This window comes from Oceaniferula marina (genome assembly GCF_013391475.1).
GTDB classification, from domain to species: domain Bacteria; phylum Verrucomicrobiota; class Verrucomicrobiia; order Verrucomicrobiales; family Akkermansiaceae; genus Oceaniferula; species Oceaniferula marina.
The window spans coordinates 331,988-356,672 of record NZ_JACBAZ010000002.1 but is presented as its reverse complement, the minus strand read 5'-3'; the positions used below and the strand labels follow the sequence as shown (position 1 = coordinate 356,672).

Below are 24,685 nucleotides of genomic sequence, written 5' to 3'. Positions count from 1 at the left end.
TTGGATATACCTCGATATCGGTTATTCTCTGGCCTTTTGCGGCTTAGCGGCTTAGCGGCTTAGCGTGAGCTTCTCTAATTTTATTTCACGCAAAGGCGCAAAGATTCAAATTAGAGAACTCTTTCAAGACTCACATTGTCATCGTCGGATCAGAAATCTTCCGACCATCTCATAGCCTCGATTGGGGCGACCTGTTTTGTTTTGAATCCAACTCAGTACGAAACCATACTGCAGGTCGCCCCAAAAGGCTTACTTTTTACGGTAAAAAATCAATCCCATCAGGGCCACGGCGAATAAAGAAGCTGATGACGGTTCCGGTGCCTGGGTAAAGTCAACTTCGAGAGCAGAAATTTCAACGCCATCATCGGCGCCATCCACCCGAACAGTAAAGCCTACTTCCAGAACATCTCCCGCACTCACCGGAATAGAGGTAAAATGATGACCCACATCAACACCGGCAGGCACCGGACCGATACCTAATTCTGCTTCTCCAATAAATTGGCTGACCGGCGTTCCGTCGTTCAAACGGTAAAACCAGGTAATGCCTTCGGTACTGACGCTGAATACATCCGTACCAATGGTCAAAGCCTCACCGGTGATGTCAACGGTCCCGTTTCCTGTGATATGAATTTGCTGACTGGTCAACGTGCCATCCCCGCCCCAATCCTGGACACGCATCAGTCCACCGATTGTTACAAACTCATTGGTGGTGCCATCAGAGGAAGGAGATCCAAACGTCAACATCCAGTTCGAACCAGCGACAGGAGAAGACTCCAAGGCATCACCTATCGAATCATGCGTAGCACCCTGACCGGAAACAGAAAAGTCAGCCGCATAAATAACAGCGGCATGCGCCGGTGCAGAAAGGGAAAGAAAGGCAAAAAACAATGGGAGTTTCATGGTAGGTTTGAGTTATGCACGAAACCTAACTAAAACTAACATGTTGAAAAGTGAAAAATGGAAAAATCTGATAGATTTAAATTCTTGTTTTTTACCCTGTATGATAGTTTTTATTTTTTATAACGAAATGGGCGCGGGTGAAAGTTAGACTCCACGCTTAATTGAGAATGTTGGATGGACTTGGGTTGAGCATTCAGTATTACCACGGAAGGCACTGAATACACGAAAGGTAGAGTAAGAGAGGATAGAAGAGGACAGAGGTCTTGAAGTCTTGTAGTCTTGTAGTCTTGTAGTCTTGTAGTCTTGTAGTCTTGTAGTCTTGTAGTCTTGCAGTCTTGTAGTCTTGCAGTCTTCTATCTTTTCCGACCACTTACAGGCAATAAGGTTCAATCGCACGGAGCTGTTCGTTTCCTTGCACAGCCAGGTCGCACATTTCCTGCGATTCAAATAAGTAGAGAGCATAACCACCGTGACCACCTCCGCAGTATTTTTTCGCGATGCTCGCATCGATTTCCGGCAGCGGCTTCATCCCTTCTTCTAACTGCATTTCATGGTATACATACACACCTGCGGCAAGTTGATGAATATCTTCGTTGAGCACACCCTCACGAGCCAACTGTCCGGACTGCACAATCTTATCATAGTCCCTGGCATCATCGGCAAAACCCGGGGTATCGTGTTCGCAACCTGTCCACAGGATAGCCATTTTACCCGACAGCATGTTGCCATTGCGTTTGAAGTCGAGCAACGGCTTCGGACCACTCTTCCACACACACAAACCTGTTTCACGGATCACAGCGGGGTCTTGCCAGCCGACTCCGAGATCGAGTTCGGCATCCACACCATCCTCGCCATTCAAAAGTGCCCAGGCACCGGACCCTCCAAGGCCGGATCGTTTTTCGTAGTCCCAACTGCGCAAACTAACCAGTGGGGAAATGGCGCAGTTTACGATATAGCCATCGTCTCTGGCATGGCGTGGCACATCCAGCCAACCACCGGCAAAATCGACTCGCAGAGGAGCTTCGGTTGGTGCTTTGACCCACTTGACGATCCCGGAGGTTGATATCGGATTAAATTTGGGTGGTGTTTTGGGTAGGCGCTGGTACGTGGCCCCCACTTGATCACACAATGCCTGTTTGATATCGGCATATTGATCGTCCTCGGTCACGACCAGCACATCCGGTTTGGCATCGAGAAAATACGTTTTAAAATCGAGTCCAAGATCATGGTCGGTACCGATGATCACTTCGTCGATCATGCGCAGGCCTTCGAGCACGGCTTTTTTATGTTCATCGGGGATGGATGAACGTCGTTGTTTATGGTGCCAAAGGACATCTTCAGAAGCGAAGCTCACCGTGAGATGATCCCCAAGAGCTCGGGCTTCTTCGAAAAACTGTAGATGGCCAGCGTGAATGATGTCGTAACATCCGGATACAAAGATACGTTTCATGATAGTTGGGAAGTTGGGAAGTTGGGAAGTCGAGAAGTCGAGAAGTCGAGAAGTCGAGAAGTCGAGAAGTCGAGAAGTCGAGAAGTCGAGAAGGCGAGAAGTCGAGAAGTCGAGAAGTCGAGAAGTCGAGAAGGCGAGAAGTCGAGAAGGCGAGAAGTCGAGAAGGCGAGAAGGCGAGAAGGCGAGAAGGCGAGGAAGCGAGGAAGTCGGGAGGCTAGACGGCTTATTGAGGCGAGTGGAGATATTTGATAAGACCTGCGGATGTGCTTTTGACTTCGATAGCCAATGAGTATATTTCATCAAACTGAATTTGATCGATATACTCAAGATCTAGAGCTGCGTAAAGTTGACTCTGAACTTCACCTGCCGAACGAAAGCTATATCTTAAAAATCGTTTAAATTCGGCATCGCTCCCCGCATCAAAACCCTCTGCCACATTATGCATCGCAGAACCTGCAGCCCTCCTAATTTGATTAACTAATGCCCAATCTTGGGAAAAAGCATCACCTTTACTCACGCGATAAACAGCCGTGTTTAGCAATCGAGCTTTTTGCCATACCAGACAATCTTCAAATGTTTTCATCATTTCAACTCCCAGACTCCCAGACTCCCAGACTCCCAGACTCCCAGACTCCCAGACTCCCAAACTCCTAAACCTCGCGTCGCTCTTCGGTGAGGAAACACTGATAGGCTGTAGCGAGGCCTTGTTCGAGCGTCACGCTGGGTTTCCAGTCGAGGGATTGTAAAATGGTGTTATCCATCAACTTCCGCGGTGTTCCGTCGGGCTTGCTTGGGTCGGTCTCGATAATGCCTTGGTAGCCTACCGCGTTTGCAACGGCACGGGCCAAGTCCATGATCGAGAGATCATCACCGTAACCGACGTTGACCCAGTCCGGTGGGTTCTCCAATGCCATAAGATGAAAACAGGCATCGGCAAGGTCATCGACATAAAGGAATTCCCTCTTTGGCGTTCCCGTCCCCCAAATGGTGACGGATTCGGATCCTGCCTGCACGGCCTCGTGGAAGCGTCGGATCATCGCCGGGATCACGTGGGAGTTCTCCGGGTGATAGTTATCCCCGGGACCGTAAAGGTTGGTTGGCATGGCTGAGTGATAGAGCACACCATACTGCTGTCGGTAATACTGACACAACTTCAAGCCCGCGATCTTAGCCACGGCATAGGCCTCATTGGTGGGTTCAAGGGGAGAGGTGAGCAAGCAATCCTCTGGCATTGGCTGAGGCGCCATTTTGGGGTAAATACACGAACTGCCTAAGAATAAAAGGCGAGGAACCCCAGCCTTGAATGCACCTTCAACGGCATTGGCCGCAATCATCAGATTTTGATAGATAAACTCAGCAGGATAGGTGCTGTTGGCATGGATACCGCCGACTCTGGCGGCAGCTACAATCACCTCATCCGGTTTTTGCTCTGCCAGATAGTCATGGGTGGCCGCTTGATTTGTCAGATCCAAATCTTTACTACGGGGCTGCAGAATATCGCTGTAGCCACGCTGTTCGGCAGCACGCACAAGTGCCGAGCCCACCATACCACGGGCACCTAGGATAAGTAGTTTGTTTGTCATGGGAGGGAAGTCTGGGAGTCTGGGAGTCGGGGAGTCGGGGAGTCTGGGAGTCTGGGAGTCTGGGAGTCTGGGAGTCGGGGAGTCGGGAAGTCGGAAGGTCGAAGGTCGAAGGTCGATGGTCGGGCTTGCGACTTTTCGACCTTTGACTTTCAACTGCAGTTTATGATTCCTTGGAGACTGAGACGTCGTAACCGTGTGATTTGAGTAGTGCGTGGCGTTTGGCGATATCGAGATCGTTGGCTACCATTTCGGAACACATTTCTTCGACTGTAATTTCCGGAACCCAACCTAACTTCTGCTTTGCTTTTGCGGGGTCACCCAGTAAGGTTTCCACCTCTGCAGGACGGAAATAGCGAGGGTCCACTTTAACCACGACATCGCCCACAGCAACGGCTGGAGCCTTTTCTACGTCCACCGATACAACTGTTGCGATTTCATCAACCCCTTCCCCACTAAAGGCAAGTTCGATTCCAGCCTCGCGGGCCGACATACTTACAAACTCACGGACGGATATTTGTTTCCCTGTCGCAATCACAAAATCCTCGGGCGTATCTTGCTGCAACATCATCCACTGCATACGGACGTAATCCTTGGCATGGCCCCAATCGCGCAAAGCATCCATGTTGCCAAGATACAAACAAGGGTCCAACCCTTGGGCGATGTTTGCAATCGCGCGGGTAATCTTACGTGTAACAAAAGTTTCACCACGGCGTGGAGACTCATGGTTAAACAAAATGCCATTACATGCATACATTCCATAAGATTCACGGTAGTTCACCGTGATCCAGTAGGCATACATCTTGGCGACGGCGTAGGGTGACCGAGGATAGAACGGTGTGGTTTCTTTCTGCGGAATCTCCTGCACCTCGCCAAAGAGCTCGGACGTGGACGCCTGATAGAATTTGGTTTTCTTTTCGAGACCAAGGAAGCGAATCGCTTCCAATAGCCGCAAGGTCCCCAAGGCATCCACATCGGCGGTGTATTCAGGGGATTCAAACGACACGGCAACGTGAGATTGCGCTCCGAGGTTATACACCTCATCCGGTTGAATCTCGCTGATGATTCGGGTCAGGTTCGATGAGTCTGTTAGATCGCCGTAATGTAAATAAAAGCGGGCATTTTCGATATGGGGGTCTTGGTAAATGTGATCCACGCGCTCGGTATTCAAAGAGGATGCGCGTCGTTTGATTCCATGAACTTCGTATCCTTTCTCGAGAAGAAATTCTGCAAGATAGGACCCATCTTGACCGGTGATACCGGTGATAAGTGCTTTTTTCATAATGTGTTTTTTTTGGAAAAGAGTTTGGCGCTACGTTTGAATTTAAAATGTTGAATGAACTTAGGTTGAGCATTCATTTTTTACCACGGAAGGCACTGAATACACGGAAGGCAGACAACAGAGATCAGACGACAGATAACTAATTACTAATTACTAATAACTGATACCTAATAACCGATAACTGATAACCGACAACGGAGATGTCAGGACTAGACGACGGAGCGGAAGTAGTCGATGGCGCGGTCCAAGCCGTCGTCGAGACTGATCGTTGGTTCCCAGTCGAGGTGCTGTTTGGCAAGTGTGATATCCGGCTTCCGCTGTTTGGGGTCGTCACCCGGAAGGGGTTCAAATACCAGTTTGGAGCTACCGCCCACTTTGGAGATAACTTTTTCTGCTAGTTCCAGCATGGTAAACTCACCGGGGTTTCCCATATTGATCGGGCCGGTTACCTGATCCTGGTTCATCAAGCGGACAAATCCTTCGATCAGATCATCGACGTAACAAAAGGATCGCGTTTGGGTTCCATCACCGTAAATGGTGATATCCTCACCACGAAGAGCCTGACAAATAAAGTTGGAAACCACCCGTCCATCGTCCGGGTTCATTCGTGGCCCGTAGGTATTAAAGATGCGGACAATCCGAATATCCACCCCATTCTGCCGGTGATAATCCATGAACAAGGTTTCGGCAGCACGCTTGCCTTCGTCGTAACAGGAACGAATTCCAATCGGGTTGACATTTCCCCAATAGGATTCGGGTTGAGGGTGCACCGCAGGGTCTCCATAGACCTCTGAAGTCGAGGCTTGGAAGACTCGGGCTTTACAACGCTTTGCAAGTCCAAGGCAATGGATTGCCCCCATCACCGAGGTTTTCATGGTTTTAATCGCATTGTATTGGTAATGCGGCGGAGAGGCCGGGCAGGCCAAGTTATAAATCTGATCGACTTCTGCTTTGAACGGATCGGTGACATCGTGCCGCATCAGTTCGAATCCAGGATGATCCAACAAATGGGCGACGTTCTTCTTGAAACCTGTAAAGTAGTTGTCCAAACAGATAACCTCATGGCCGTCGTGGAGCAATCGTTCACAGAGGTGAGAACCCAAAAATCCGGCGCCGCCGGTAACTAGAATACGTTTCATGGAAATAGTTTTAAAGTGCTGGAGTTGAGAAGTCCCGAAGTCTTCTATCTTCAAGTCTTACGTCTTTTTTCTAGCCTTTCCCGATGGCGTAGACCTCAAATCCGATTTCACGTAGTTGACTGTGATCGACAAGATCACGACCATCAAACACAAAGGCCGGCTTGAACATGGAGGCATACATCTGCTCGAAATCAACATCCCGAAATTCGTCCCACTCAGTAAGAATAGCCACAGCATGGGCTCCGTCAGCGGCCTCTTCGCAGGATGCACAAATCGTCAGTTGCTGATCGATTATGTCCTGGCTAACGCCTGCGTACTGAAGCTCCTGATGAATCAACTGCACTGGGACGCGCGGGTCATACAGAGCGATTTGAGCACCTTCGAGCAAGAGGTCTCGGCACACGTAAATAGCTGCAGACTCCCGGGTATCGTTGGTGTCCTTTTTAAAGGCAAAACCCCAAACGGCGATGCGCTTGTCACGTACGGTGTTAAAGAGTGTTTGTACAATGTTCGCAGAAAATCTCGATTTCTGCCAGTCGTTCATCTTGATCACCTGATCCCAATAGGCTGCCACCTCGGGGAGACCAAAGTGCTCGCACAGATAGGTCAGGTTGAGAATATCTTTTTGGAAGCAAGAGCCACCAAATCCAACTGAGGCTTTGAGGAACTTTGGACCAATGCGGGAATCCGCACCAATCGCGCGGGCGACTTCATCCACATCCGCTTCGGTAGCTTCGCAAAGCGCGGAGATCGAATTAATCGACGAAATCCTCTGCGCAAGAAAGGCGTTGGCCACCAACTTGGACAACTCGGACGACCACAGGTTGGTGGTAAGAATATTCTCACGGGGAATCCAACGGTTATAGACGCTGACCAAGGTCTCGACAGCTGCGTCCCCTTCCGGAGTGCGCTCGCCTCCGATCAAGATCCGATCCGGGTTTTCCAAATCCTCGACAGCAGTGCCCTCCGCCAAAAACTCGGGATTAGACAAGACCTGAAATTTTCCTTCCTCCGAATTGGCACTCAAAATCGCGCGCATCGCAACGGCCGTTCTCACCGGAATGGTACTTTTTTCCACGATGATTTTCGGCCCCCTGGCGACCCGGGCAATCATGCGCGCGGCACTTTCGATGTAACAGAGGTCCGCAGCACGACCAGCTCCCATACCATAGGTTTTGGTCGGCGTGCCAACCGACACAAAAATGATATCGGCGTCAACAATGGCCTCATCGGTCTTCGTTGAGAAAAACAAGTTCCGACCTCTGGCTTCTTTCACGACTTCCAACAGCCCGGGTTCATAGACCGGTAACTCATCGGTATTCCAAGCAGCCACTCGTGCTTCATTGATATCGACGACATCCACTCGGATGTCCGGGCATTTGGCGGCGATCATCGCCATCGTTGGGCCACCGACGTAGCCAGCGCCGATGCAGCAAATTCGTTTAGGTGATTTCATGTTGTATTTGGGTAAAAAATGTCCATCAGGACATCAGGCTCCGAATCGCCTCAATCACTTCATCTTTTTGAGATTGAGTTAATTCAGGGTAGACTGGAATGCTGAGCACCTCAGCGGCCAGTTGTTCCGTGACCTTGAAAGCTGATCGGGCTTGATCCGCAAGATGTGCAAAACACTGCTGCTGATGCATCGGGACCGGATAGTAAATTTCACATCCAATCCCAAGGTCCAGAAGGCCCTGCCTCAAGGCATCCCGTTTGCCATCGAGCACCCGGATCGTAAACTGATTCCAAATATGCTCATTTCCCTCATCCGTAACCGGGAGAACCAGGCCATTTACATCAGCAAGTCCCTCATGATAATAGGCCGCGTTATGTTGCCGGAGCCGAGTGTATTCGGGATACTGCTGAAATTTGACGCGCAGCAATGCAGCCTGCAAGGCATCCAGTCGAAAATTTCCACCCACCATTTCATGATAATAACGAGGGTGCATACCGTGGTTTCTCATCTTGACTGCAATTTCAGCCAATTGATCATCCTGTGTTACCAACAAGCCACCGTCACCAAGGCCTCCAAGGTTTTTGGATGGGAAAAAGCTATACGTGCCGAAGTCGCTCATCGCTCCACAGTATTTTCCGTGATAGCTTGCTCCGAGCGATTGTGCAGTGTCTTCGATCACCTTCAGCCCATGCTTGCGAGCAAAGGCATCGCAGGTCTTCATATCAATCGATTGACCGAATAAATGCACCGGGATAATCGCCTTGGTTTGCTCACTGATACAGGCTTCCGCAGAAGTAAAATCCAGGTTGAAGGTATCGGGGTGACAGTCACAGAACACGGGTGTTGCCCCGGTTCTGGCGATACATCCCGCCGTCGCAAAAAAAGTAAAACTCGGGCAAATCACCTCGTCCCCAGGACCTATCCCCAATGCCATCAGAGCCAACAAAATGGCATCGGTTCCCGAGGAAACTCCAATCGCATGTTTCGCCCCGACATAAGAACCGACTTCGGATTCGAAGGCTTCCACCTCTTCCCCCATAATAAAGCGGCCCGATTCCAAAACCTTATCGAAGGCTGCTCGCAGCTCGGTTTTCAGGGCATGGTTCTGGGCATTAACGTCTAAAAGTGGAACAGGCATGGTGCTGGGGAAGTCGGGAAGTCGGGAAGTCGGGAAGTCGGGAAGTCGGGAAGTCGGGAAGTCGGGAAGTCGGGAAGTCGGGAAGTCGGGAAGTCGGGAAGTCGGGAAGTCGGGAAGTCGGGAAGTCGGGAAGTCGGGAAAGTCTAGGGAACTTGCGTTTAATGTAATCCGAGAAGAAAAACAACTATTTCCACATCACGATAGCAAATATCGCAGATACAACGAAAAAGGATATGAATCCTCAACGTGGATACAGCCAAAGTAGGGCAGGATTGAGCCCTGTCGACGTGCAACAGCAAACTCAAGCTTGCTGCCTATATACAAGGCCTGCCGACAGCTTGAAAAGCTGTCCTACTTTTCACCCACCAACTTGCGGGTAGGACAGGTTTCCCAACCTGTCAGCAAGCCAAGCACGCAACTCTGGCTTCACATCCTGATTCACCACTCATCCTGCCGACAGCTTAAAAAGCTGTCCTACTTTTCACCCACCAACTCGCGGGGTAGGACAGGTTTCCCAACCTGTCAGCAAGCCAAGCACGCAACCCTGGCTTCACATCCTGATTAACCACTCATCCTGCCGACAGCTTGAAAAGCTGTCCTACTTTTCACCCACCAACTCGCGGGNACATCCTGATTCACCACTCATCCTGCCGACAGCTTGAAAAGCTGTCCTACTTTTCACCCACCAACTTGCGGGTAGGACAGGTTTCCCAACCTGTCAACAAGCCAAGCACGCAACCCTAACCGCACATCCTGATTAACCACTCATCCTGCCGACAGCTTAAAAAGCTGTCCCACTTTTCACCCACCAACTCGCGGGTAGGACAGGTTTCCCAACCTGTCAACAAGCCAAGCACGCAACCCTAACCGCACATCCTGATTAACCACTCATCATGCCGACAGAGCTTGAAAAGCTGTCCTACTTTTCACCCACTAACTCGCGGGGTAGGACAGGTTTCCCAACCTGTCAACAAGCCAAGCACGCAACCCTAGCCGCACATCCTGATTCACCACTCATCCTGCCGACAGCTTGAAAAGCTGTCCCACTTTTCACCCACCAACTCGCGGGGTAGGACAGGTTTCCCAACCTGTCAGCAAGCCAAGCACGCAACCCTGGCTTCACATCCTGACTAATCACACATCCTGCCGACAGCTTGAAAAGCTGTCCTACCAACAGAGCGTCCAAGCCAGTATGCTATCGCCACTAAGCAATCATGCCCGCAGCAACCGTTTCATTGGTCAAGGCGTCGATCAAGACAAAGGATCCGGTGGTCCGGTTCCGCTTGTAGCTATCGTGAATCAATGGGGCGGAGGTGCGCAGGCTAATTCTTCCGATATCGTTCAAACGGAACTCCAAATCTTCTTCCTCCTTATGCAGGGTGTTGATATCCACTTTGTAATTCACATCCTTGATCATCGCTTTGACCTCACGTGAGGTGTGGCGCAGAATATACTTCCCGCGTGGATTCATCGGTTGATCTGAGAACCAACAAATCATGGCGCTGATATCCTGACCCACTTTCGGTGGGTTATTCGCCTTCGCAATCAGATCACCACGGGAGATATCAATTTCATCTTCCAAAGTGATCGCCACCGATAAGGGGCTGAACGCTTCCTCCAATTCCTTGCCATCTGCATGAATTGTTTTGATTTTTGTCGAAAATCCGGACGGCTGAACGGTCACTTCGTCACCTGGTTTGAAGACACCACCGGCAACACGCCCCGCATAACCACGGAAATCATGCCATTCGTCGGACTGGGGGCGGATCACCCACTGCACGGGAAAACGGGCTTCGACGTGGTTCTCCTGATTTCCGACGTAGACGGTTTCCAGATGGTAGAGTAGCGATGAGCCTTCATACCAAGTCATATTCTCAGAGCGATCGACCACATTGTCCCCCTTCAGGGCGCTGATGGGAATAAAACTGATATCAACCACATTGTCCAAGCGGGACGCAAAGTCTTTATAGTCTTCGACAATCTTATCGTAAACATCCTGATCGTAATCGACCAGATCCATCTTATTGACACAAACAACGATGTGCTGGATACGAAGCAAGCTCGCAATAAACGAATGACGGCATGTCTGCTCAATCACCCCCTTGCGGGCATCGACGAGAATGATCGCCAGATTCGCTGTCGAGGCTCCCGTTACCATGTTCCGAGTGTACTGAATGTGGCCCGGAGTATCGGCGATGATGAACTTACGCTTCGGCGTTGCAAAATAGCGATAGGCAACGTCGATGGTGATCCCCTGCTCCCGTTCGGCTTTCAAGCCATCGGTAAGCAAGGCCAGGTTCACATTTTCATCACCGCGCTGCTTACTAGACTGCTCGACAGCCTCCATTTGATCTTCAAAGGTGTTTTTTGAATCGTAGAGAAGACGGCCAATCAAGGTGGATTTTCCGTCATCAACACTGCCTGCCGTCGTAAAACGAAGCAGATCCATATTGAGATAGCCAGCGGAGTCTGTATAGGAATCGGACATAAAAAGAGAGAAGTTATTAGTTAATCGTTATCAGTTAATCAAAAGCAAAACGGCTCTAGGGAGCCTTAGAGAAAGACCTAAAAGTAGCCTTCTTTCTTACGGTCTTCCATGGCGGTTTCAGAGCGTTTATCATCGGCACGTGTGCCGCGTTCGGTCTGCCGAGCGGCAGCGACCTCCTGAATGACAGCATCCAGATCAGCAGCTTCTGACTCCACGGCTCCGGTGCAAGTGGCATCACCGATGGTCCGGAATCGAACAATCCGCTTTTCTACCACTTCATGCTCCTGGACCGTCACGAAGTCCGTCACAGCAAGCAGAGCTCCATTGCGCTCAAACACTTCACGTTCATGTGAAAAATAAATGTGAGGCAAGGCAATGTTCTCTTTTTTGATATACTGCCATACATCCATCTCGGTCCAATTGGACAAGGGGAAGACACGGAAATGCTCCCCATGCTGCTTGCGGCCATTAAAGATATTCCACAGCTCGGGTCGCTGGTTCTTCGGGTCCCACTGGCCAAAATCGTCACGATGGGAGAAGAAACGTTCTTTGGCTCGGGCTTTTTCTTCATCGCGGCGGCCACCACCGAGAGCGGCATCAAACTGGTTGTCTTCGATGGCATCGAGCAAGGTCACGGTCTGCAGGCCATTCCGGCTAGCGTTCGCACCAGTTTCTTCTTTCACCCGACCTTCATCAATGGATTTTTGCACACTGGCAACCACCAAGCGGGCTCCAATCTGAGCTACAAAGTCATCGCGGAAGACCATGGTTTCCGGGAAGTTATGCCCGGTATCGACGTGCATCAATGCAAAGGGGATCTTAGCTGGCGCAAATGCCTTATAAGCAAGATGAGCCATCACAATCGAGTCCTTGCCTCCAGAAAATAGGAGAACCGGATTCTCGAACTGGGCGGCTGTCTCGCGAAGAATAAAAATGGCCTCGGACTCCAAATGGTCCAAGTGACTAAGTGCATAATTTGACATAGGATGGTTGGTTTAAAATTGGGTTAAATTTTGATTCTCTGGCGAACTTCTTCGAGCAGGGAAAGCACGCTGTCCTCAACAGATTGATCTTCGGTATCGATGATCAAATCCGGAGCTACCGGCTGCTCAAAGGAGCTGTCTTTACCTGTAAAATCCTTGATTTCACCTTTGGCTGCCTTGGCATAGAGGCCTTTGACGTCGCGCTGCTCACAGAGCTCATAGCTCGCCTTGACATAGACCTCGTAATAATCGTCTGCGATGATGTCCCGGGCCATATCCCGCAGCTCATGCCGGGGAGTAATGACTGAAACAAAGGTGATGACTCCCTGTTGGGCAAAGACCTTGGCCATATGGGCCGTGCGGCGGATATTCTCACGCCTGTCGTCATCTGAAAAACCCAGATTTTTGTTAATGCCCGAACGCAGGTTGTCTCCGTCCAAAATAGCGGTCATACGCCCTTGTTTATGCAAGACACGTTCCGCTGCGTTGGCGATGGTGGACTTTCCCGAACCGGACATGCCGTATAACCAAATCACAAGTCCATTTTGGCCCAGCAATTTTTCTTTGTCCTCGCGGGGGATTTGCCGGTCGAATTCCGGGTGGATATTACTTGCTGAATGGCTCATGGGTCGGCGGGTTTATATTTTAAAGATGAGATGACTACGAAGTTCCACCCCTACGCTGATACTCTGCCGGCGTCAAGCTTAGCTTCAGAACGCTGGAAGGTTCCACGCGGCACCTTCTGCCAGGCACGTTCGTGTGCGTAATAAATGATGAACTTAATAAAGAACTCAGCGGCTGCAATCGTGCCCGCAACACTCATATCCTTGGCAAACAACCAAGCTAATAGAAAGGTCGTGGCTGTGGCGAGCAAACGCCAAGTCAGGCCTTTCAGGATACTGCGGGTCTTGGATTCTCGATCTGCACTCATGATTCGTAACACAGCTTGTGCTGCGCGACAGCGAGATGCGCGAAATCGGGAACTTCTGCAAGAATAAAATCAAAGGTAAGTTTATCAACTTAGTAATGATTAACCCCTAATAAGTTTATTCTGAATGAGTTGAAAAGCTGCCGCCCTTGGTCGATTAGCGTTATTTTAGCTAAAACCATCCGAATCATTATGGCAAACTGCGTATTGATTACCAAAATCAGATGCAATCGGACTCCAGTGCGTGCAAGGGAACACAAAACGGATGTTTGTTCAAATAAAAATGAACTGTGCGACAGAAGTCGGGAAGTCGGGAAGTCGGGAAGTCGGGAAGTCGGGAAGTCGGGAAGTCGGGAAGTCGGACTACAGAGGACGGAGGTCTCGGCATGCAGCATCGGTACACAATCAAGCCGGGGACTCGGAAGGCCCCGGCTTGTATCTTTATCCAAGATATTAGAGGGAAGCAAACTTGCGACTGACGGCATCGAGCACCACTTCTTCGAGTCGCTCATTTTTGATGCGTTCAATCACTTCCACCGAGAAGCCTTCAGCAATCAGGCGGCGCGCCAGACGTGGTGTGATCCCCCGGGCACAAAGGTAAAAGATTTCTTCATCATCGATACTCGAAGCTGTGCTGCCGTGAGAGCATTTCACTTGGTCGGCATTGATTTGAAGTCCAGGCATGGAATTCGCTTCCACGGTATCCTCCATCAGCAAGTTCCGGCATGTCTGGTAGGCATCGGTGTAATGTGCCGCTTCATCAACGAAGATGAGCCCTGAGAACACCGTCTTCGAATTACCATACAAGGTGTTTTTATAAAGCAGGTCACTATTGGTATGTGCTGCCGCGTGATGCTGATAGGTGCGCTGGTCAAACTGCTGGGTTCCGGCAGGAATCGAACAAGCCAACATGTCGGAGTGTGCGCCTTCGCATTCCATCCGACTCAACGACTCATTACGAGCCCACTGGGCACCGGAATTCAGCGTGAAGGCCAGCGCATTGGCATCGCGGCCAACGGTGGTGGCATTGACCTGGATCATGCGGCTACTCAAATTCAGCTCCTGCACGGCACAGTATTTCAAGGTTGAACCATCACCGGCAATCAAGTCATTCACAGCAATACACAGGCCGGGGTCATCCTCGTTAGTACTGACAAAGCGGTCCAAGACGCTCACCTGGGCATTCACACCGGTAACGATCAGCGTATGAGGAAAAATGGAAGTATTCTGGCCACTCAAGGTGTGGGTCACTTCGATCGGCTTCTCCACCACCACGCCGTCAGGCACATACACAAACAGGCCGGACTTCACCCGGGCTTTGTGCAAGGCTGCAAACTTGGCAGAGCCCAGACGCGTTTCACGCTGCATAAAATGCTGCTGCACGAGTTCACCATGCTGGGCCAGCGCCTGCTCAAAGGGTAAACATATCACACCCTCCGGGAGTTCGGGGATCGTGTACTCAATGGTCTCGGTTTCGGCTTGTTGGAAATCGGAGAAATCCAACTGCTTCAAGTTGCTGAACCGCCATGTTTCGTCCTTCCGCGTAGGCATGGGAAGGGTTTCGTATTGCTCCAATGCTTCCGTCTGAGCCCTCTTAAACCAATCCGGAAATTCGGAAGGAATGAGTGATGGGTCATTTGTGATTTGTGATTGTTCGGTCATAATCGTTGAATGGTTACTGTGAGTTATTGGTATTTGGCACCCTGATGGTCTGTTTTTTGTAAGTGTCCTGCCCATGCTCTGAGTTGTTTCGAACAGCTCCGTGCCAGGGTTTCAATCGCCTGAATCTGAGACTTATAGGGATTGAGGTAAGGTCGTTTTTGAAAAAAGAGAGCCATCGAGCATGTTTCGCTCGCTGATCCCCGGGCAATGTAAGGAAAATGAATCATTTCCTTGGTCGTGCCTCGGTCAAAGCCCTCTGCAATGTTGTTGGAAACGGATAATGAAGCTCGTTCGAACTGATCTTTCTTCGAATACGAAACGAGTTGTGCTGGGATCATCTTAATGAAGTCATCTACTAATTCGGCCAACTTGATCGCGTCTTGCCAAACAGGGACATCTTCAAAGCACTCATACGTCATCGCTCCGGAGAATCACAAATTACAAATCATGCATCATGAATGCGTCGGCTAGCCGACGCTTCCTTCCATTTCGAGTTCGATGAGGCGTTTCAGCTCCACGCTGTATTCCATTGGAAATTCTTGAACGAGATCATTGATAAAGCCGTTCACCGCCAGACTCATGGCCGCAGTCTCGGGGATGCCACGCTGCTCCATGTAAAAGAGCATTTCATCACTCACCTGACTGACACTCGCTTCGTGCTGGGTCACGTGTTGATTGCCACGCACGGTAATTGCCGGGTAGGTATCGGTCCGGCTATTGGCATTAATCAGCAAGGCGTCACACTCGGTGTTGTTTTTACACCCCTTTAAATTCTTCGGGATGTGGACCTGACCACGATACGTGGAAACCCCCGTGCCTACGGAAATCGACTTGGATACCACATTCGATGTGGTGTCGTCTGCAGCGTGAATCATCTTGGCTCCGGTGTCCTGTTCCTGTCCGCTGTTGGCCAGGGCGATGGAAACCACCTCACCACGGGCTCGCTTGCCCTTCATTACCACTCCGGGGTACTTCATGGTAAGACGCGAACCGATGTTGCAGTCAATCCATTTCACCTCGGCATCTTCGTGGGCCAAGCCACGCTTGGTGACTAGGTTAAAGACGTTGTTACTCCAGTTCTGCACGGTCACATACTGGATTTTGGCGCCCTTCATCGCAACCAATTCCACCACGGCGGAGTGCAGGGTGGCGGTCTCGAATTTTGGTGCGGTACATCCTTCCATATACATCACCTCGGAGCCTTCGTCGGCAATGATCAAGGTCCGTTCAAACTGACCGAAGTTCTCGGAGTTGATGCGGAAATACGCTTGTAGAGGATGCTTCACCTTCAGCCCCTTCGGGATATAGATAAAGGACCCACCGGAGAAAACCGCACTGTTGAGCGCGGAAAACTTATTGTCCCCCGTAGGGATCACCTTACCAAACCACGGGCGGAAAATTTCCTCGTGCTCCTTGAGTCCCTCGGTCGAGTTCACAAAAATCACACCGTCTTTTTCAAGCTCCTCTTTAACGTTGGAGTAGGCGGCTTCCGAATCATACTGGGCTTCCACTCCAGCGAGGAAGGCTCGCTCCTGCTCCGGCACACCCAGACGTTCGAATGTTTCCAGCACTTCAGGCGGAACTTCGTCCCAACTCCGCTTCGGCTTCTGGCCGTCGGAAAGGTAGTAGCGGATTTCATCGAAATTGATGTTCTCCAGATCCTTGGATGCCCAGTTGGTAGGCATCGGCTTATCGAGGAAGGTTTTCAAGCCTTTGTGGCGAAAGGCACGCACCCAGTCCGGGTCATCCTTGACATCACTGATGTAGTCGATGGTGGCTTCAGTCAGCCCCACACCGGCATCATACTTGTGGTTTTCAGGGTAATGGAAATCCCCCTTGGTGAGGTCGACCGAAATCGCCTCGTGGGTTTCCTGATCGATGACAGATTCATTGCTCATGGCGTTTCTCTTATTTTAAAATTGCTAAGCGCTTAGGCATTGGCCAACTGGCCCTCTTTAAGGAAATCGTAACCGCTTTCCTCGAGTTCGAGCGCCAACTCCTTGCCACCGGATTTTACAATCTGGCCGTCATGCATCACATGCACATGGTCAGGCTGGATGTAATCGAGCAAGCGCTGGTAGTGCGTGATCACGAGGAATCCACGGTCCGGGGAACGCATGGCATTCACCCCCTTGGCAACGATTTTGAGAGCATCGATGTCGAGCCCGGAATCGGTTTCATCCATGATGCAGTATTTCGGCTCCAGCATCATCATCTGCAGGATTTCATTGCGCTTCTTTTCACCTCCGGAAAACCCTTCATTCACCGCACGACCGGTGAACTTGCGGTCCATTTCCAGGACGTCCATCTTGGAGTAAAGGTTCTTGTAGTAAGCGACGGCGTCGATTTCCTCACCTTCGGGAAGGCGCGCCTGCAATGCAGCACGAATGAAGTTGGCATTGCTGACTCCGGGAACTTCCGCAGGATACTGGAACGCGAGAAAAACACCCTCACGGCTACGCTCGTCGACTCCCATTTCCATGATGTCCTCACCATCCAGAGTCACGCTGCCTCCCTTGACTTCGTAATCTTCATGGCCGGCAATCACTTTCGACAAAGTCGACTTTCCGGAACCGTTGGGTCCCATGATTGCGTGCACTTCCCCTTTCGGGATTTCGAGGTTCACTCCCTTGAGGATTGGAGTTTCTTCAACATTGGCGTATAGGTCTTTGATGAGTAAGCTCATAATATTGGATTAGTGATTAGTGGTGAATAACTAGTGATTAATGATTAGAAAGTTTTCCCCGCAGGGTGATTTCAAGGTTTTCAATTTGTGCCCCTTCGGGCAATTCGAGCAGGTCCGAGAGCGTAACACCTTGCTTCAATGGCACATCGATGATCAAACCCGACTCCTCGTCGTGAAAATGCCCGTGCTCCGTAAGATTCGGGCAATACCGGGACGACTCACGCTCGAAATTAACCTGCTTGACGGCCCCGTGTTGCACCAACGCCTCAAGGCAGTTGTAGACCGTCGCCAGAGAAATACTCGGCATTTTACGCTTCGCGCGCTCAAACACCTCACCTGCTGTCGGGTGGTCACGATGATCCATCAAAATCTCGTACACCACCGAGCGCTGACGGGTCATCCGCAAGCCTTCAAGCTTGGGATGATGCAGAGTCTCTGACAGGTTACTTTTCATCGTGGTATCAATCGATGCCCGAGCTGGTGGAAATTTCGTCGAGAAAATCCCGACGGCCATCATCACTCGGATTCCAGCCGCCACAACAGTCGAACGGCGCAGGAAACTAGCTCGGATCATTCGCATGGCAAGCATTATTTTTAGAATGATTCTAATCTCAACAAGAACAAGACTTGAAAGGCAGACAAGCTCCATGCAGTAATGACAGCGAACTCGATTACACACACATGAACATCACCACATCGATCCTGACTGCGGTCATGGCTATCGGCCTTTCTTCCACGATGGTTTCAGCCGAAACAAGCCAGCCTGAGCCTCTTCCATCACCACTGATTCCACTGCCTGAAAAATACGAAACCGACGGGCAAACCAGACGTGTCGACCACTTGCAGCTGCTCAGTGAGGAAGCCCCCTTGCAAACCACCGTCAAAACCTGCCAAGCGCTTGCCAACAGCCTACTCAAGGGCAAACAACATGCCTTACCGGTCACCTTGGTTATCCGGGCCGATCTGAAGCACCCGGAGGCCTACCACCTCACAATTCCGAGCAGTGGCTCGGCACTCATTGAGGCCGGCAGCCCTGCGGGCGCCTTCTACGGAGTGCAAACCTTGCTCCAACTCAGCCGGAACGGCTCAAGCCCCTGCGCCCGAATCGAAGACGCCCCGCGCTTCAACTGGCGTGGGCTGATGCTCGACGAAGCCCGTCACTTCATGGGTAAAGACTACGTCAAACATCTGCTCCGGACCATGGCCGCCCATAAAATGAATCGCTTCCACTGGCATCTCACCGACGACCAAGGCTGGCGAATTGAAATCAAAAAATACCCGTACCTGACCAAAACCGGAGCTTGGCGTGGCCCCGGAACCAACGCTCCCGTGCCGAAGTGGGATAAAGACACGCCGCTTGCCAAGAAAAAATACGGTGGATTCTACACCCAGGAGGATATCAAAGAGATCGTCGCCTACGCGAGTTCGCTGCATATCGAAATCATGCCGGAAATCGATGTCCCCGGCCACGCCATGGCCATTGCCATCGCCTACCCTCAGGTGCTGCCGAAACAAGATGGACAAACCGGCAAAGACGTACACGGACTGAAAGGCAACGTGCTCTCCGTAGTTGATGAAAAGAACTACGTCATGTTGAATGATATTTTTGGTGAAATTGCCGCTCTGTTCCCAAGCCCCTACATCCACGTCGGTGGCGACGAGGTCAACGTCAATGCTTGGAAAGCCTCACCGGAACACCGGAAATATATGGAAAAACATGGGATGAAACACCCGAGCCAGCTGCAAAACATGTTTATGCTCCGACTCGAAAAAATCCTCAAATCCCACGGCAAAACCCTGATGGGATGGAACGAAATTATGCACGGCGGCAAACTCTCCAATGACACCGGAGTCATGGCCTGGATCAGCATCGGCGCAGGCATCAACGCCGCCAAACACGGCTACCCGACCGTCATGGCCGTCGGCCCCCACAACTATTTCGATATGAAATACCCAGGGCACAGTGAAACCGGCCACTGGTGGGCAGGTATCGTCGACACCCAACGCGCCTACTCTTGGAATCCTCTGTTCGAAGATCAGCTCAAACCCGAACAACAAAAAAACATCCTCGGCGTGCACTGCGCACTCTGGACCGAATTCGTGCCCGATCCGGAAAATGCCGACTACAAACTCTGGCCACGAGCCTGCGCCACCGCGGAAGTGGGCTGGACCCAGCAAAACCAACGCGAATGGACGTCCTTCAGCGGCCGCCTCAACCAACACCTCGACTATCTTGACGCCCTCAAGGTTGGCTACCGGGTGAAACCTCCCCAAGCTGTGATTGCCCAAGGGAAAGTCACCATCAACCAGCCGTTTAACGGCCCTGCCAAGATCCTCTACACCACCGACGGAAGCGATCCCCAGGTCGGCTCAGCCAAAACCTACGCTGGCGAATCCTTTGATGCCTCCGAGGCATCCAAACTCCGCTACTTGACGCTCCGACCGAACGGACGCAGCAGTAAAATCATGAAAGGCGCCATCCGCGAGCCCATTGGCAAGTGGGATCCGTCCATCCTCGCCAAAGGAAAAACCACCCTCGACATCGATGTCACCAACACCGTCACCGCAGCCGGCAACTGGATCCTCGACTGCCAGTACCAACGGGGGAAACAAGCGACCCGGATTCACTCCGCGAAACTGCTTGCCAATGGCAAAGTCATCAGCGAGGCCAACGGCCAAACGATCCACGGCAAACAACGCAATGCCCGGCTCCGATTACCCGTCAAATCCCTACAGCAAGGAGCCACCTACACGCTCGCGCTCACCCTGGAAGGTGTCGAGGGCAAGGACTCGCGTGGGGCCATCCTGCTGGACCGCTCCATCTGGATCGAACCCGACACCCAGGTCAGCACCAAGGTCAGCCACTACGGCAACAACACCCCGGCCAAGGCCGCCAACTGGGTGCGATCAGACTGGTTCTGGAGTGACCGCCCCGGCAGAAAAGGTGACCGCTGGGAATACACCTTTGCCAAACCCATCAAGGTCACCAGCATCCACGTGCCTACCGGCAAACCCAACAGCAACGACGACATCATCGTCGATGCCAGCATCGAAGTCTCGGCCGACGGCAAGACCTTCCGCAACGTCGGCAGCTTCGCCTACGGCACTGGCAAAGCCAAATTCGACCGACCGACCGAAGTCAAGGCCGTGCGGGTCACTCTGGATGCCGACCACCAGACCTGGATCATCGTCCGCGATCTGGAGATGAAGTAACCATCACCTAACACTCTCGCCTTTTTTATTCGCAAGAGTGTTTCCTCTTCGTAGGAAAAATCCCGGATTCTGCAGCTGCGGAGTCCGGGATCCTACGTTAGGGAGATTATCTCGGTGATGCCTGCGGTGTTGACAGGATTGTCAGGATTGTCAGGATTTTTAATTTTCAAAGATCAAAGTTTGCCCAAAACCTATCGCTATCTTCTAAAAAAATCCTATAAATCCTCTTTAATCATGTGACTCCTGTCAGCGCCGCAGGCTGTTATACCCTGGTGTATCCTCCTTGGCAGAGTCCGGGATCCTTTTTCATTGCGCAGACACCATTTCTTTTTATGGTGCTATCTGTTATGTCTGCGCTCCAATCCATCCAACAGCTCCAATCCCGCGTCAACCAATCCATCATTGGGCAGGAACACATCGTCGAGCGCCTGGTTCTTGCCTTGCTGGCTAACGGCAACGTTCTGATGGAAGGCCTTCCAGGCTTGGCCAAGACCCGAGCCATCAAAGCCCTGGCATCTAACCTTGAATCCGACTTCAGCCGGATCCAATTTACCCCCGATCTACTGCCCGCCGACATCACTGGATCCGATATGTATTTCGAAGAGTCCGGACATGGATCCTTCCGATTCCAACCCGGACCTATTTTTGGCAATTTGATCCTCGCCGATGAAGTCAACCGTGCCCCGGCCAAGGTGCAGGCTGCTCTGTTGGAAGCCATGGAAGAACGCACCGTCACCGTTGGCGACAACACCCATAACCTGCCGGATCTGTTTATGGTTCTCGCCACGCAGAACCCGGTGGAGCAGGAAGGCACCTATCCTCTCCCCGAAGCCCAGATGGACCGTTTCCTGATGCACGTCAATATCAGCTACACTTCTGAAGATGACGAAATACAAATCATCCGCCTGGTCCGGGGAGAGAAAACCCACGGCGGAACGCCCTCCGAAGATAAACAAATCCCCCAACAAAGCGTCTTCGATGCCCGACAGGAAATTGATGCCGTTAGCGTGGCGGAAAATATGGACCGCTACATCGTCGATCTCATCACCGCCACCCGCCACCCGGATCGCTATGGCGAAGAACTCGGCAGCCTGATCGACGTCGGCGCCAGCCCACGGGGGTCACTCGCCATCGACAAATGCGCCCGAGCCCATGCCTGGCTGCATGAACGGGACTACGTCACACCGGATGACATCACCGCCGTGGCATACGATTGCTTACGCCACCGGATCATGCCCAGCTACGAAGCCCAGGCCGACGGCATGACAGCCACCGATATTCTGCAACAGCTGATCCCCCGAATCGCCGTCGCCTAACCCACATCCTCCATGTCCTCATTTATCCATGCCGATCTGGATGCATTGGTTCGTCTTTCGGCCAAGGCCCGGGGATTCAGTTTTTTGCCGCGTCAACCGATCCACAGTATTCTCGCGGGTCGCCACGCATCGCGCCTTAGAGGGCGGGGCCTTAACTTTGAAGAAATTCGCAACTACCTCCCCGGGGATGACGTCCGCACCATGGATTGGAAAGTGACGGCCCGCACACGCTCACCTCATATCCGGGTCTACACCGAGGAACGGGACCGACCGGTTCTCTTCATCGTCGACCAGCGATCCTCCATGTTTTTCGGAAGTCGGCGAACGATGAAATCCGTAACCGCCTGTGAAGTGGCCGCGCTCGGGGCCTGGCGAGTGCTAAAGCAAGGGGATCGAGTGGGTGCTCTAATCTTCAACGACCGCGAGGTGATCAATATCCAACCACATCGCAGCCGGACCCGAGTCCGTCAAATGTTAGGATCCATGGTGGAGATGAACCATCAGTTGAATGGTAACTCGCCACCAGCCAATCCGGAAAAATTCAACGAAGTGCTGAAGCAGGCGCTTCAAATGGCCAAACACGATTACCTGATTTGCGTGATCAGCGATGCTTATGGCATGAACCCCGAGACCAAACGCCTGCTGACCCTGCTCAGTGCCCACAACGATGTGATCAACGCCTTCATTTATGATCCTCTCGAAGCCAATCTTCCGGATGCCGGCAAACTCACCATGGCCGAAGGAAACAAACAAATGGAGGTGGATACTGGATCAAAAAAGATCCGCAGCGCATTTGCCCGCGAATTCAATGAACGGCTGAACCGCATCCAATCCATCTCACGGGGTCGCTCGATCCCGGTTTTACCCATCGAAACCAGCCGCCCGGTTCCCGAACAGGTCCGTGACCTGATGGGTGCCAGCACCGGCCAAGGTAGAAAGGGAAACCATGGCCGCTAACACCCCCGGGTTTGATGACATGCATGACATCGTGGTGTCGGACCCCGTCTCCTGGTGGCCCGCGGCCCCTGGGTGGTATGTCGTCGTTTTGGCCATCCTCATTGTTGCCAGCCATCAACTCACAAAAGCCATACAAAAGCGGAGGCGGAACCTCTTCCGGCGGGACGCTCTCAGCGAACTCCAGCAACTCCCTCCTGAAGATTTGCCGGCATTGATCAAGCGGGTCGCCCTTCATCTTGCACCGAGGGAAGAGGTCGCCTCACTCTCCGGTGAAGCCTGGCTGAGCTTTCTCGACCACACCGGCAACACCAAAGCCTTCAGCCAGGGCCCCGGACGCTTACTTCTGCAGCTCTCGTACCAACCTCATGCTGAGATCGAACAACATCAACCCGAATACCAACAGCTCATCCACACCCTAAGCCTCTGGATCAAACAAAGTAGGACAGGTTTCCAACCTGTCGACAAGCCAAACACCCAGCCCTAGCCACACATCCTGACTAAGCACACATCCTGCCGACAGCTTGAAAAGCTGTCCTACTTTCACCCACGCCAACACGCAAGGTAGGACAGGTTTTCAACCTGTCGACAAGCCAAGCACCCAACCCTAGCCACTCATCCTGACTAACCACTCATCCTGCCGACAGCTTGAAAAGCTGTCCTACTTTCACCAACACCAACTCGCAAGGTAGGACAGGTTTTCAACCTGTCGACAAGCCAAGCACACATCCCTAGCCTCACATCCTACCTTTCACCTATGCCGTTCAAACCCTACAACCTGTCCTCGTCTACCGAAAAAACCAAGAGGAAGCTACCTCATTGGGAACAGACAGGTTGCACCTATTTTGTGACATTCCGTCTCCATGATGCCATCCCGAAATCCAAATTAGAAGATTGGAACCAGCGCAGAAAATTATGGTTGCGCAGCCAGAATTTCGACCCCGAAACCCCATCCTCGGATCTCACCAAGCAATTGAGCCCGCAACAACAAAAAGAATACGATCAACGCTTTATCCACTACTATCACGCATTGCTCGACAGCGGCTCCGGATCTTGCCTTTTGAAACAAACCAACAACTCCCAAATTGTTGCCGACAGCTTGTTGTTTTTTGACCGTGAGCGTTACACCATGGGAGATTTCATCGTGATGCCAAACCATGTCCATCTGCTGGTCTGCCCCGCCGTGGGTTGGTCCTTGTCCCAACTTCTCCATTCATGGAAACGGTTTTCCTCCCACGAAATCAACAAGCAAAACCAACGCACCGGTATCTTATGGCAGCCTGAATCTTATGACCACATCGTCAGAAACGAAGTGCAGCTTGAACGCATCAAAAAATACATCAAACACAACCCGAAAGGGCTCAAACCCAAGCACTACCATTACCACAAAGCAAGGTAGGACAGGTTTTCAACCTGTCGACTAGCCAAGCACCCATCCCAAGCCACACATCCTGACTAAGCACACATCCTGCCGACAGCTTAAAAAGCTGTCCTACTTTCACCCACACAA

At 51.6% G+C, this 24,685-nt stretch carries 24 protein-coding genes; 7 read left to right on the top strand and 17 right to left on the bottom strand.

Going from position 1 to position 24,685, the window contains the following annotated elements; genetic code table 11:
• Positions 1–249 precede the first annotated feature (249 nt).
• The 8 genes from HW115_RS05995 to HW115_RS05960 all read right to left on the bottom strand — a co-directional run bounded on the left by HW115_RS05995 (position 250) and on the right by HW115_RS05960 (position 8,945).
• Entirely contained in the window at positions 250–900 is a 651-nt protein-coding gene (locus tag HW115_RS05995; protein WP_178931686.1) for a hypothetical protein, read from the bottom strand.
• Positions 901–1,270: 370 nt separating this feature from the next.
• Positions 1,271–2,350: an adenylyltransferase/cytidyltransferase family protein gene (locus tag HW115_RS05990; protein WP_178931685.1), complete on the bottom strand. Its 1,080-nt coding sequence runs from the start codon at positions 2,348–2,350 to the stop codon at positions 1,271–1,273.
• Between the two features lie 223 nt (positions 2,351–2,573).
• Complete coding sequence (locus HW115_RS05985; protein WP_227021313.1) at positions 2,574–2,936, bottom strand: four helix bundle protein; 363 nt, start codon at positions 2,934–2,936, stop codon at positions 2,574–2,576.
• Between the two features lie 64 nt (positions 2,937–3,000).
• Positions 3,001–3,933, bottom strand: a complete 933-nt coding sequence (locus tag HW115_RS05980; RefSeq protein ID WP_178932127.1) for an NAD-dependent epimerase/dehydratase family protein — start codon at positions 3,931–3,933, stop codon at positions 3,001–3,003.
• A gap of 160 nt (positions 3,934–4,093) precedes the next feature.
• Entirely contained in the window at positions 4,094–5,212 is a 1,119-nt protein-coding gene (gene gmd, locus HW115_RS05975) for a GDP-mannose 4,6-dehydratase (RefSeq protein ID WP_178931684.1), read from the bottom strand.
• Positions 5,213–5,421: 209 nt separating this feature from the next.
• The gene (locus HW115_RS05970) at positions 5,422–6,351 is read right to left on the bottom strand and encodes a UDP-glucuronic acid decarboxylase family protein (RefSeq protein ID WP_178931683.1); all 930 of its coding nucleotides are present in this window, start codon (positions 6,349–6,351) and stop codon (positions 5,422–5,424) included.
• Between the two features lie 70 nt (positions 6,352–6,421).
• Positions 6,422–7,807: a UDP-glucose 6-dehydrogenase gene (locus HW115_RS05965; protein ID WP_178931682.1), complete on the bottom strand. Its 1,386-nt coding sequence runs from the start codon at positions 7,805–7,807 to the stop codon at positions 6,422–6,424.
• Positions 7,808–7,832: 25 nt separating this feature from the next.
• The gene (locus tag HW115_RS05960) at positions 7,833–8,945 is read right to left on the bottom strand and encodes a DegT/DnrJ/EryC1/StrS family aminotransferase (protein WP_178931681.1); all 1,113 of its coding nucleotides are present in this window, start codon (positions 8,943–8,945) and stop codon (positions 7,833–7,835) included.
• Here HW115_RS05960 and HW115_RS05955 point away from each other — a divergent pair.
• Positions 8,933–9,112: a hypothetical protein gene (locus HW115_RS05955; RefSeq protein ID WP_178931680.1), complete on the top strand. Its 180-nt coding sequence runs from the start codon at positions 8,933–8,935 to the stop codon at positions 9,110–9,112. The genes HW115_RS05960 and HW115_RS05955 overlap by 13 nt on opposite strands.
• A gap of 1,037 nt (positions 9,113–10,149) precedes the next feature.
• On the opposite strand, the gene cysN is transcribed toward HW115_RS05955, so the two are convergent.
• The 4 genes from cysN to HW115_RS05935 all read right to left on the bottom strand — a co-directional run bounded on the left by cysN (position 10,150) and on the right by HW115_RS05935 (position 13,347).
• Positions 10,150–11,433, bottom strand: a complete 1,284-nt coding sequence (gene cysN, locus HW115_RS05950; RefSeq protein ID WP_227021312.1) for a sulfate adenylyltransferase subunit CysN — start codon at positions 11,431–11,433, stop codon at positions 10,150–10,152.
• A 77-nt stretch (positions 11,434–11,510) separates the two neighbouring features.
• A complete protein-coding gene (cysD, locus tag HW115_RS05945) occupies positions 11,511–12,416 on the bottom strand; it encodes a sulfate adenylyltransferase subunit CysD (protein WP_178931679.1) in 906 nt (301 codons plus the stop codon).
• 23 nt (positions 12,417–12,439) lie between these two features.
• On the bottom strand, positions 12,440–13,042 hold the full coding sequence (cysC, locus tag HW115_RS05940; protein WP_178931678.1) for an adenylyl-sulfate kinase: 603 nt from the start codon (positions 13,040–13,042) through the stop codon (positions 12,440–12,442).
• A 50-nt stretch (positions 13,043–13,092) separates the two neighbouring features.
• Positions 13,093–13,347 (bottom strand): DUF2061 domain-containing protein, encoded by a 255-nt coding sequence (locus HW115_RS05935; RefSeq protein ID WP_178931677.1) that lies wholly within the window; start codon positions 13,345–13,347, stop codon positions 13,093–13,095.
• 280 nt (positions 13,348–13,627) lie between these two features.
• Here HW115_RS05935 and HW115_RS19720 point away from each other — a divergent pair, with 280 nt between their 5' ends.
• Positions 13,628–13,801 (top strand): hypothetical protein, encoded by a 174-nt coding sequence (locus tag HW115_RS19720; RefSeq protein ID WP_227021311.1) that lies wholly within the window; start codon positions 13,628–13,630, stop codon positions 13,799–13,801.
• Here HW115_RS19720 and sufD read toward each other — a convergent pair.
• Genes sufD through HW115_RS05910 form a run of 5 tightly spaced genes read right to left on the bottom strand, consistent with a single transcriptional unit; the run spans position 13,798 to position 18,272 of the window.
• On the bottom strand, positions 13,798–15,006 hold the full coding sequence (sufD, locus tag HW115_RS05930; protein ID WP_178931676.1) for a Fe-S cluster assembly protein SufD: 1,209 nt from the start codon (positions 15,004–15,006) through the stop codon (positions 13,798–13,800). The two genes, HW115_RS19720 and sufD, sit on opposite strands and share 4 nt — an antisense overlap.
• A 23-nt stretch (positions 15,007–15,029) precedes the next feature.
• Positions 15,030–15,425, bottom strand: a complete 396-nt coding sequence (locus HW115_RS05925; protein WP_227021310.1) for a four helix bundle protein — start codon at positions 15,423–15,425, stop codon at positions 15,030–15,032.
• Positions 15,426–15,473: 48 nt separating this feature from the next.
• The gene (gene sufB / locus HW115_RS05920; protein ID WP_178931674.1) at positions 15,474–16,904 is read right to left on the bottom strand and encodes a Fe-S cluster assembly protein SufB; all 1,431 of its coding nucleotides are present in this window, start codon (positions 16,902–16,904) and stop codon (positions 15,474–15,476) included.
• Between the two features lie 32 nt (positions 16,905–16,936).
• Positions 16,937–17,692 carry a Fe-S cluster assembly ATPase SufC gene (gene sufC, locus HW115_RS05915; RefSeq protein ID WP_178931673.1) on the bottom strand — a complete coding sequence of 252 codons (756 nt, stop codon included), beginning with the start codon at positions 17,690–17,692 and terminating at the stop codon, positions 16,937–16,939.
• 37 nt (positions 17,693–17,729) lie between these two features.
• Positions 17,730–18,272, bottom strand: a complete 543-nt coding sequence (locus tag HW115_RS05910) for a Fur family transcriptional regulator (RefSeq protein ID WP_227021309.1) — start codon at positions 18,270–18,272, stop codon at positions 17,730–17,732.
• A 101-nt stretch (positions 18,273–18,373) separates the two neighbouring features.
• On the opposite strand from HW115_RS05910, the gene HW115_RS05905 reads away from it, so the two are divergent.
• From HW115_RS05905 to HW115_RS05885, 5 genes are all read left to right on the top strand, one after another.
• Positions 18,374–20,905: a family 20 glycosylhydrolase gene (locus HW115_RS05905; RefSeq protein WP_178931672.1), complete on the top strand. Its 2,532-nt coding sequence runs from the start codon at positions 18,374–18,376 to the stop codon at positions 20,903–20,905.
• A 347-nt stretch (positions 20,906–21,252) separates the two neighbouring features.
• A complete protein-coding gene (locus tag HW115_RS05900; protein WP_178931671.1) occupies positions 21,253–22,221 on the top strand; it encodes an AAA family ATPase in 969 nt (322 codons plus the stop codon).
• Positions 22,222–22,233: 12 nt separating this feature from the next.
• Complete coding sequence (locus tag HW115_RS05895) at positions 22,234–23,178, top strand: DUF58 domain-containing protein (protein WP_178931670.1); 945 nt, start codon at positions 22,234–22,236, stop codon at positions 23,176–23,178.
• Positions 23,168–23,662, top strand: coding sequence for a DUF4381 domain-containing protein (locus HW115_RS05890; protein ID WP_178931669.1), 495 nt, complete (start codon positions 23,168–23,170; stop codon positions 23,660–23,662). The genes HW115_RS05895 and HW115_RS05890 overlap by 11 nt, the downstream gene beginning before the upstream one ends.
• A gap of 270 nt (positions 23,663–23,932) precedes the next feature.
• Positions 23,933–24,574, top strand: a complete 642-nt coding sequence (locus HW115_RS05885) for a transposase (protein ID WP_178931668.1) — start codon at positions 23,933–23,935, stop codon at positions 24,572–24,574.
• Positions 24,575–24,685 lie beyond the last annotated feature (111 nt).